Origin of the sequence: Cytobacillus horneckiae (assembly GCF_002835735.1) — a bacterium.
GTDB classification, from domain to species: Bacteria; Bacillota; Bacilli; order Bacillales; family Cytobacillaceae; genus Cytobacillus; species Cytobacillus horneckiae.
Map to the genome: position 1 here is coordinate 163,907 of NZ_PISD01000016.1, position 9,594 is coordinate 173,500.

A 9,594-nucleotide genomic window follows, 5' to 3' on the forward strand; every position below is an offset into this window, starting at 1 on the left:
TATTCCCCCTTCCGTTTTCTACTCAGCTAAAAACAAAGAGATTTGCGGGAAGAGTATTACTAGGATTAACGCAACGACCATTAATCCAAAGAATGGCATTACTCCTTTTATGACTTCACCAACCTTTTCTTTCGTTATCCCGCTTACAACAAATAAATTAAGACCAACCGGCGGTGTAATCATCGCTAATTCCATATTAATTGTCATAATGATTGCAAAATGGATAATATTGATATCAAATAACGCTAAAACAGGCAACAGGATTGGCAGAGTAATAAGAATAATCGCCGTTGCTTCTAAAAACATGCCAAGTATAAAGAACATAATATTGACGCCTAATATAAAGATCCATTTATTTGCTGAACTTTGTTCAATCCATAACGCAAATGCTTGTGGTACTTGTTCGGTTGTGAGGAACATACCGAAGACCATTGCGGATGCGATAACTAAGAATATCATTGCGGTAACATTTATTGATTCTTTTAACACTTCACGAAACTTTTTAAATGTCATTTCTTTATAAATAAAAACTGAAACAATGAGGCCATACAAACAAGAAACAAATGCAGCTTCAGTTGGCGTGACAATACCTGAATAAATTCCGCCAAGAATGAATACCGGTAGCAAAAAACCCCATATAGCTTTATATGTTTTTTTCCACCTCTCATTCATTGGTGCTTTCTCCAATTTGCCATAGTTATGTCTTTTAGCATGAAATATAGCTGAGATTAATAGTATTCCACCAAGCATTAAGCCGGGAATAATTCCGGCGGCGAACAGCTTACCTACAGATTCTTCAGCTACTGTTGCATAAATAATTAACGGTATAGATGGAGGGATTAATATACCTAAAGTGCCTGCAGCCGCCACTAATCCCATGGAATATCTTTTGCTGTAGCCTGCCTTCACCATGGCTGGAATCATAATTCCACCAATTGCAGCTGCAGTTGCCGGACTGGATCCGGAAATTGCTGCGAAAATCATACAAGCGAGAATTGTCACAACAGCTAGTCCGCCACGCATATGCCCAACCCATGATTTTAAGGATTCTATCAAGTGATACGATATTCCGCCCTTTGACATGATAATTCCTGCAAAAACAAATCCTGGGATAGCCATGAGCGTTGCTGAGTTTAGTGAGTTAAACATTTTTAGCGAAACTGTATACAAAGTGAAATCTACCATGAATAACGCAAGAATACTTGATAAACCTAAACTGATTGCAATTGGTACTCTTAATAGGCAAAGAATTGCAAAGGCAGAGAATAAGACAATAATTGCAGTCATGCGCCTACCCCTTTCTTTTTATTTTCTTCACTTAACTCTTTCATTTCCCGGGCTAAAACCTCAAGTTCACCAGTAAGCTCCTTCTTATCCCCTTTGGCAGCTTTGTACGATTTAAATAAAAAGTAGATGCCAAGAAGGAACATACTTATGGGCAATACTAATAATGTCATCCACATTGGCAAACCGACATCAATTGTTTTCGTCGCCTGAACCTTTGTAAGCGTTATCAATTCAACCGATGAATACGCTAAAAAAAGAGCAAAGCCTGCCCCAATTAAATTGCTGATGCACCCTACAACTCTCTTAAACTTAAAAGACAATTTATCAAATAATAATTCAACTTGAATGTGACGATTATCCTTAAGGGCCATCCCAAAACCTAAAAAAATGGACCATACAAGCATAAATTCAAATATTTCTGTGATCCATGCTTGGGGAGAATTTAAAACATATCTAGTAAAAACCCCATAAATGCTTACAGCCACGCCACCGACGAAAAGAACACCGGCTACTCCTCCCTCTAAAATATCAAGTTTTTTTAGTATTTTCACTTTTTCAACTCCTTTTGTAGATTGTATCCAATCTGTTTTTCTTTATTACTTTACTATACATCCGAGAATAAATAAACAGAAAATTAATTATTTTTTATGTATTCACAATAATTTATACTTTTGTTATACTATACATCAGATGATTGATATTGTATCCAATATACATTTTTAAAGGAGGTTTTCTTTCAAGTTTATTGATTGGCAAAATGAAAGCGATTGCTTTTCTGGAAGTATAAGACATCGAAATTCCCATTGAAGAAGGAGGTTTTATTATGCGGAGAATGAGGCATTTGCTTGCCATTATCTTAATCTTATCTATTGCTGCTCTTAGCGGCTGCGGAAGCAGTACAAATCATGCTGACGCATCGCAAAAGGAAGGCATACAACAAATGACGATTAAAATATCACATGTTGTGGCAGAAAATACGCCTAAACAAATGGGTGCATTGAAAATGAAAGAAGTAATAGAGGAAAAATCAGAGGGCAAAATCAAAGTGGAGATTTTCCCCAATAGCTCACTGTTTGGCGACAAAGATGAATATCAAAACTTAATTGCTAATAATATTCAGTTCATTATGCCTGAAATGACCAAGCTCGTCGGCAGTGAAGCTGGATTTAACATTCCCGCGATGCCCTTCTTATTTGAAAGCGATCAGGCCGCCGAAGCTTTCTGGGATGGTGAAAAAGGAAAAGAGGTTTTAGGGCGACTTGAGAAAGACGGCGTGCTCGGTGTCTCCATGTGGCCAAATGGGGCTAAACAAATTACGAATAACAAGAGGCCCATAGAATCCCCCGAGGATTTTAAAGGAATGAAAATAAGGACAACAGGAGGTCAGTTATTAGAAGATTTGTTTGGCACCCTTGGCGCAGGCTCCACCTCCATCCCATTTGGTGAGCTTTACACAGCTCTTCAGCAAGGCACTGTTGATGGTCAGGATAACCCCTATAGCAATATAGAATCAAAGAAATTTGATGAAGTGCAAAAATATATTTCCATCATGGGAATTACAAGGGTTGATTATGCACTTCTAACCAATACTACATTTTGGAATAGCATGAACGATGAAACGAAGGCAATTGTAGAGCTTGGCATAGAAGAAGGAACAACGGTAGCTAGAGAATCTGCTGCAAAATTGAATGAAGAAGCACGTGAAAAATTGATTGAAAATGGAAATTCACAAATAAATGAACTTTCCGAGGAACAAATCGAAGAGTTTAAAGAATTTTTAACACCTTTGTACAATGAATGGAAAGAGAAAATTGGAACCGATATTATAGAGGATGCAGAAAGCAGATAAATAGCCTTTTATAACTATAACGATGTTCTCTCTAAGTGCTCGCTTTTCCGCCTGCGATCAGGGCTTTTTGTGGCTGCATGGCATCCTTCCACGTCCTTTTAACAGTGATGCAAAAACTCACAAATAAACTTACGACTAACCAAATAAAAAAGAATCCCTATTATTCTACGGGGATTCTTTTTAAAACTTATTGCTTTAATCGCTTGCAAATCTCTTCAGCGACTTCAACCGTTGTTGCATTTCCGCCGATGTCAGGCGTTTTAATACCTGCGGCAGTCACCTCTTCCACAACTTGCAGCAGCCTCTCACCCATTTCAACCTCACCAAAATGATCAAGCATCATTTTCGCTGTCCATATTTGACCAATCGGGTTGGCGATCCCTTTTCCATAGATATCTGGAGCAGAACCATGGACAGGCTCAAACATAGAAGGATATTTTCCATTTGTGTTAATATTTCCGGCCGGAGCAATTCCGATGCTGCCCATAATCGCTCCGCCAATATCTGTTAAAATATCTCCGAATAGATTGCTGGCAACAATTACATCAAACGTTTGCGGCTTAGAAATGAAAAACGCCGCCAGTGCATCAATATGGTTAACTGAAGTTTTTATGTCAGGATAATCGTTCTTCACTTCATTAAAAACCTCATCCCAGAATGGCATAGAATGGACAATTCCATTGGATTTAGTCGCTGACGTCACATGCCCTTTTCTAGTTTTAGCCAAATCGAAGGCGTATCTCATTGCCCGCTCTGTTCCCTTTTTAGTAAAAACGGCATTTTGAATGGCGACCTCGTCTTCACCCTTATGTATTCTCCCTCCAGCTTCACTATACTCTCCTTCACTATTTTCTCTAACGACCATTAAATCAAAATCTTTCGGATTAGCAAGCGGTGAAGGCAACCCACTAAATAGCTTTGCAGGTCGTATATTTATACTTTGCTCAAACTCCCTTCTAATCTTTATTAATAGGCCCCATAATGATACATGGTCGGGTACAATTGCCGGATTTCCCACTGCTCCAAGAAAAATGGCATGATAGTTTCTTAAAATTTCGAGACCATCATCATCCATCATTTTTCCATGTTCTAAATAATAGTCACAGCTCCATGGAAATTCCTTCGTTTCAAATTGAATACCACCATGGACTTCTGCCACTGTATGCAAAACATTTAATGCAGCAGGAACAACTTCCTTGCCGATTCCGTCTCCTGGTATAATAGCTATATTATATTTCTTCATCTCTTCCCCACCTTCATTCACAATTTCTGCCTCTTTATTCATCATAGTCTTTATAATGAAAATATTCAATTTTTATCACGAAAGGGAGAGTGAGTATTCCTGCAAGCACATAAGTCGCTGGACATAATGAAATAATTAGTATATAAATTACAATGAATCTAATGTTTACATATGCTGAGGAAGTGAATTGTTTGTCAGAAAAGGATTCTATTGCCATAAAACTAAATAATATTAATTATGGAACAAAAAATGTAGAAATTTTAAAAGGGATAACTGGAAATATTTACAAAGGAAAAATCACAACGCTTGTCGGTCCTTCAGGATCAGGAAAATCAACGCTCTTTAGCCTTTTGAACGGGATGAGATCCCCGCAAACAGGTACGATTATTATTAATGGAAAGAATATTAACGAATTCGATCCATTACAGCTTAGAAGAGAAGTCGGCATTGTATTGCAAAAAGCGGTCATGATTAATGGAGATGTGTTTAAAAACTTATCGCTTCCTCTTTCACTTCAAGGAAAGACATTAGCAAAGGATAAAGCGATCGAATACTTAAAATTAATTGGGTTAAATGAATCATTCTTACATAGACAAGCAGCTGATTTGTCAGGCGGTCAGCAGCAAAGAATATCTATTGCAAGATCATTGATAAATGAGCCGCCTATTTTGCTGCTGGACGAAATTACTTCTTCTCTTGATCAAGCGTCCCAACATGAAATTGAGCAGCTTATTTCCAACGTTAATAAGGAATTTGCTACGACTATTATTTGGATTACTCATAACTTGCAGCAAGCGGTAACAATCGGTCATGACACATGGGTGATGGTCGATGGAAAACTTGTTGAATCGGGAAGCAGCAATCTGCTAGAAAATCCAAAGTCAGATGAAGTCAAGCAGTTTTTAAAAGGAGGAGACAAATGAGTTATCTTAACTTATCTCTCACTCTCATATTTGTTCTCATCCCATTTTTCCTTTCTAAGCATTTCAAGCTTGGACTTGAAAAAGACACTGTCATCGCTGCAGTTAGATCGATTATTCAGCTTCTTGCTGTCGGCTATATACTGCAATTTGTATTTGAATCTGAAAGTTATATTTTTATCATATTAATGGTTTTATTAATGATTGGTGCAGCTGTTCAGAATGCGAGAAAAAAAGGGGTTTCCATACGGGGAATCACATGGAAGCTGATAGTAACTTACAGCTTTATAGAAATCTTAACTCAAAGTATTTTAATTGGGTTAAAGATTATCCCCCCAACCGCCCAATATATTATTCCAATAAGCGGAATGCTTATTGGTAACTCTATGGTCCTCTCCATTCTCTTCCTTAACCGCTTTACGAGCGAAGTGGAGAATCGCCGGGATGAAACGGAATTGATACTTACTCTAGGAGGCACAACAAAACAATCCATTCATCATTCATTAATGGCGGCGATTAGAGCTAGTACCATTCCAACAATTGAAAGTCAAAAAACAATTGGCCTTGTTCAATTGCCTGGAATGATGAGCGGTCAAATCATTGCAGGTGCAGACCCAGTGCAGGCCGTCATGTTCCAGCTGCTTATCATTTTCCTTTTATTAACTACAGCTGTAATTACAAGTATTATGCTTGGCTTCCTGTCCTATCCATCGTTATTTAATGAGCGAATGCAATTGATAAAATCAAACAAAATCAAACGGTGAGGGAATCATCCGCCTTCACCGTTTGATTATTATTGAAGCAACCCCTTACGAAAAGCTGAAGCGACAACCTGCGTACGATTTTTTGCATTTAATTTTTTCATTAAGCTGCTAACATAATCTCTTACAGTATGTTCACTTAAAAAAAGCAGCTTTGCAATCCTTTTATTATCATAGCCTTCGGAAAGGAGCATTAGTATGGAATGCTCTCTTTCAGTCAGATGAACATCATTAACTTTGATCAACCCTTCTCCTCTTCTTGAGAAAAATAAGCCGAGCCGAATTCCTACTTGTTCCAATAAAGCAAGTTCTTTAGATGTGCAATCAAATTCCTGTCCCCTTTGATCAAAAGTAAGCCAGCCGAATAATTGCTCTTCATGGACAATCGGGATGAAAATAATGGAAGAAAGTCCGAATAACTGAATATGATCATCTTTAATATAGTTTGTAGGGTCCTTAAGGAAAATCGGCTTTTGCGCACTAAAAACTGTATATCTATCTCCTAGCTGCCCCCTCATGCTTTGTACTTTTTGAAGTTCCGTGCCAACTGCTCCATAAAATTCATTAGACCATGGAACATAAGCATAAAAAACACAGCGCTTATATTGAAACCATTCTTCACATTTTTTTAAAATAAAAGCTAAATTTTGTACGCCTGAAGTGCCAATTAATAATTTATTTAAGTTGTCTAATGGTCTATTTTCCAAAATTGACTTTTTATCATTTGACTTGCCCTCCTCACTGTTATTGCAATTGATATAGTCAGAGACTAAATATGTAAAAATAGACAGTGTATACATGACAATAGATCTACTGCGATGATGCTTTATTTGAAATACTAATGTGATAAGTGATTTTTCAAAAACGAGTTGGAATAAATTCAAGCTTTTCATTGACAGTATGGCTAACTGAGACATTAGCCAGGTGTGCATTTGCGCCATGCCGTCCTCTTCTTTATGTTCTATCCTAGATTCGGTAAAAAATTGCAAAAAAGATTGTAACAACATTTCAGTCGCAATTCTGTCAGATTCTAATATAGGAGAGTCTAGATTTAAATAAATATTGATGTTTTCTTCTAATTGTTGGCTGTATGTCTTCATAAACAAAATAAACTCTGAAAAAGTCATATCTTCATAATGATTTGATGAACGCTTCATAGTTCCTACTCCTTCAAACATCCCCCTATAAATAGCGGGGAATCTAATTTAATTATACATTATTTTGTAGGATAGCATTTTGAATTGAAAAGAGTAACATTTATATTGTAACAAATCAATGTACGCTTTAATTGCAACTAACTTTTTATAAAATCTAGTTGCCAAAAAATAGAAGGGGTGGGTTTATACGATGCGAGTAGAAAATAAAGTAGCGATTATAACTGGCGGCGGCACTGGGATTGGAAAAGAAACGGCACAATTATTATCTAAAGAAGGTGCCAAAATTGTGGTCACTGATATAAATGAAGAGTCAGGAAAGCAAGCCGTCAAAGAAATTAAAAATAATGGCGGTGAAGCGATATATATCCATCATGATGTAAGTAAAGAAGAAGATTGGATAAAAGTTGCCGAGGAAACGATTAAAGTTTTCGGCCAAGCGGATATTCTCTTTAATAATGCCGGCATCTATATTATTAAACCGCTGGCTGAAATTACAGTAGACGATTGGAATAAGCTCATGTCAATTAATGTAACCGGTGTCTTCCTTGGCATGAAGCATATTATGCCGTTAATGGCGAAACAGAAAAAAGGCTCTGTAATTAACGCTTCCTCCATTGCAGGTTTAACTGGTGCAGCCGGCCATGTTTTGTATGGAGCAAGTAAAGGAGCTGTTAGAATCATGTCCAAGGATGCTGCAATAGAATATGCACCGATGGGAGTCAGAGTGAATTCTATACATCCAGGTTATATTAATACGGGAATGGCGGATTACGCGTCGGAAAAAACGGGACTATCTAAGGAAGAGCTTGGCTCAAATTTATTTCCACTCGGATATTTAGGATCAGTGAAAGACGTTGCTAATACAGTACTTTTCCTTGCATCAGATGATTCAGCCTATTCAACTGGCGCAGAATTTGTCATTGATGGCGGGGCAACTGCAAGATAGTCTAGAAAATAGATGGGAGACTTAATGATGAGACTAAAAGATAAAGTAGCGATTGTTACAGGCGGCGCAAGCGGAATTGGCGAGGCGGTTGTCAAACTATATGCAGAAGAAGGTGCAAAAGTTGTCATTGCGGATTTCTCTGAACGCGGTAAAGAACTGTCAGATGAATTAAATGCAGCTAATTATGAGACTTTATTCGTAAAAACAGATGTAACCAATGAAGAAGATGTAAAACATGTCGTTGCAAAAACAGTAAAAAAATACGGAACATTAGATATTATGTATGCGAATGCCGGAATTGCAGATGATTCTATCGCAACAGAACTATCTTACGAAAAATGGAAACGAACAATCGATATTAATCTCTCAGGCGTGTTTTTATCAGATAAATATGCGATTGAACAATTTTTAAAGCAAGGAAACGGCGGCGTAATAGTCAATGCTGGGTCTATTCACAGCTTTGTCGCATTGCCATCCACGACTGCGTATGCGTCAGCTAAGGGCGGCGTGAAACTTTTAACACAAAACCTATGTACTGCCTATGCAAAGGACGGTATTCGCGTAAATGCAGTTTGTCCTGGCTATATTGATACGCCATTACTCTCTAAGCTTGAACCACAAGTAAAAGAGCACTTAGCTTCCCTTCACCCGCAAGGCAGATTAGGAAAACCGGAAGAAATCGCAAAAGCTGTGCTGTTCCTTTCAAGTGATGATGCAAGCTTTGTAAATGGTACAACCCTCCTAGTCGACGGCGGATATACAACACATTAACATCGATTGATATTATTGGATAATTGGGTTTCAAGCTGTCGCCCAGTTATCCTTTTTTACTTTTGATTGCGAAAATAGTTAAATGAAGTTTTTAGTGAAGCATATGTGCCAATCGCGGCATACCCGTAAAAATACCCCATAAATAAGCCTGCTGTCAAATTACCTCGGTGACTAATAAGCACAGAAAATACAAGACCTATCACTATAGCTAAAGAAGGAATCCATTGTTTCGGTATATGGAAATACATTTTTAAAATCTGCGTTAAGCAAAGTACGAATGGCAAAGCAATAACTGCATCCCAAAAGTTCGTATGTATAGTTGGAAAGTTCATGTATGACACCCCACCAATTAGCTCTCTTTTTAAACAGTACTTTCCTATATATCCCAGAAATATAACGGAGATGAAATAATTTAACGGGGATTAGCGGTCAGAAAGACCCCGCTTCAAGGTTTAGAGGAATCGTAGAAACTTAGGTAGGTTCTCACTAAAGTACGATGATTAGAACTCAGATGGAATTGACACTTCTGAATGAATCGCCGATCCTGCTGGTCCAAACTAACAATGAATCGGGATGGAGAACCCACTACTCATTTAAGATTACTTTTAGTTTGGAGAACTGGGACCATTTTTCGGTTGTCTTTCTTGATTTTGGTTCCAG

General features: G+C 37.7%; 10 protein-coding genes. 5 read left to right on the forward strand and 5 right to left on the reverse strand.

The window, feature by feature from the left end; translation table 11 throughout:
- Nucleotides 1–18 precede the first annotated feature (18 nt).
- Together CWS20_RS09160 and CWS20_RS09165 are read right to left on the reverse strand one after the other, a co-directional pair.
- Entirely contained in the window at nucleotides 19–1,287 is a 1,269-nt protein-coding gene (locus CWS20_RS09160; protein WP_066197890.1) for a TRAP transporter large permease, read from the reverse strand.
- A complete protein-coding gene (locus CWS20_RS09165) occupies nucleotides 1,284–1,838 on the reverse strand; it encodes a TRAP transporter small permease (protein WP_066197887.1) in 555 nt (184 codons plus the stop codon). Before CWS20_RS09165 ends, CWS20_RS09160 begins: the two co-directional genes overlap by 4 nt.
- Nucleotides 1,839–2,110: 272 nt before the next feature.
- Between CWS20_RS09165 and CWS20_RS09170 the strand changes: the two genes are divergently transcribed.
- Nucleotides 2,111–3,136 (forward strand): DctP family TRAP transporter solute-binding subunit, encoded by a 1,026-nt coding sequence (locus CWS20_RS09170; RefSeq protein ID WP_066197884.1) that lies wholly within the window; start codon nucleotides 2,111–2,113, stop codon nucleotides 3,134–3,136.
- A 187-nt stretch (nucleotides 3,137–3,323) separates the two neighbouring features.
- On the opposite strand, the gene CWS20_RS09175 is transcribed toward CWS20_RS09170, so the two are convergent.
- Nucleotides 3,324–4,379 carry a tartrate dehydrogenase gene (locus CWS20_RS09175; protein ID WP_066201613.1) on the reverse strand — a complete coding sequence of 352 codons (1,056 nt, stop codon included), beginning with the start codon at nucleotides 4,377–4,379 and terminating at the stop codon, nucleotides 3,324–3,326.
- Nucleotides 4,380–4,570: 191 nt separating this feature from the next.
- On the opposite strand from CWS20_RS09175, the gene CWS20_RS09180 reads away from it, so the two are divergent.
- Together CWS20_RS09180 and CWS20_RS09185 are read left to right on the forward strand one after the other, a co-directional pair.
- Entirely contained in the window at nucleotides 4,571–5,302 is a 732-nt protein-coding gene (locus tag CWS20_RS09180) for an ABC transporter ATP-binding protein (RefSeq protein WP_066197881.1), read from the forward strand.
- Nucleotides 5,299–6,063 carry an ABC transporter permease gene (locus CWS20_RS09185; RefSeq protein WP_066197878.1) on the forward strand — a complete coding sequence of 255 codons (765 nt, stop codon included), beginning with the start codon at nucleotides 5,299–5,301 and terminating at the stop codon, nucleotides 6,061–6,063. Before CWS20_RS09180 ends, CWS20_RS09185 begins: the two co-directional genes overlap by 4 nt.
- 29 nt (nucleotides 6,064–6,092) lie before the next feature.
- Here CWS20_RS09185 and CWS20_RS09190 read toward each other — a convergent pair whose 3' ends face one another.
- Nucleotides 6,093–7,217 carry a LuxR C-terminal-related transcriptional regulator gene (locus tag CWS20_RS09190; protein ID WP_066197875.1) on the reverse strand — a complete coding sequence of 375 codons (1,125 nt, stop codon included), beginning with the start codon at nucleotides 7,215–7,217 and terminating at the stop codon, nucleotides 6,093–6,095.
- Nucleotides 7,218–7,407: 190 nt separating this feature from the next.
- Between CWS20_RS09190 and CWS20_RS09195 the strand changes: the two genes are divergently transcribed.
- Entirely contained in the window at nucleotides 7,408–8,163 is a 756-nt protein-coding gene (locus tag CWS20_RS09195; protein WP_066197873.1) for an SDR family NAD(P)-dependent oxidoreductase, read from the forward strand.
- 27 nt (nucleotides 8,164–8,190) lie between these two features.
- Nucleotides 8,191–8,934, forward strand: coding sequence for an SDR family NAD(P)-dependent oxidoreductase (locus tag CWS20_RS09200; protein ID WP_066197870.1), 744 nt, complete (start codon nucleotides 8,191–8,193; stop codon nucleotides 8,932–8,934).
- A 56-nt stretch (nucleotides 8,935–8,990) separates the two neighbouring features.
- On the opposite strand, the gene CWS20_RS09205 is transcribed toward CWS20_RS09200, so the two are convergent.
- Complete coding sequence (locus CWS20_RS09205) at nucleotides 8,991–9,266, reverse strand: hypothetical protein (RefSeq protein WP_066197866.1); 276 nt, start codon at nucleotides 9,264–9,266, stop codon at nucleotides 8,991–8,993.
- Nucleotides 9,267–9,594 lie beyond the last annotated feature (328 nt).

Bases quoted from the DNA above. Each gene is read 5' to 3' on its own strand.
- CWS20_RS09160 (WP_066197890.1), bottom strand. From the start codon at position 1,287: ATGACTGCAATTATTGTCTTATTCTCTGCCTTTGCAATTCTTTGCCTA.
- CWS20_RS09170 (WP_066197884.1), top strand. From the start codon at position 2,111: ATGCGGAGAATGAGGCATTTGCTTGCCATTATCTTAATCTTATCTATT.
- CWS20_RS09175 (WP_066201613.1), bottom strand. From the start codon at position 4,379: ATGAAGAAATATAATATAGCTATTATACCAGGAGACGGAATCGGCAAG.
- CWS20_RS09185 (WP_066197878.1), top strand. From the start codon at position 5,299: ATGAGTTATCTTAACTTATCTCTCACTCTCATATTTGTTCTCATCCCA.
- CWS20_RS09190 (WP_066197875.1), bottom strand. From the start codon at position 7,217: ATGAAGCGTTCATCAAATCATTATGAAGATATGACTTTTTCAGAGTTT.
- CWS20_RS09195 (WP_066197873.1), top strand. From the start codon at position 7,408: ATGCGAGTAGAAAATAAAGTAGCGATTATAACTGGCGGCGGCACTGGG.
- CWS20_RS09200 (WP_066197870.1), top strand. From the start codon at position 8,191: ATGAGACTAAAAGATAAAGTAGCGATTGTTACAGGCGGCGCAAGCGGA.
- CWS20_RS09205 (WP_066197866.1), bottom strand. From the start codon at position 9,266: ATGAACTTTCCAACTATACATACGAACTTTTGGGATGCAGTTATTGCT.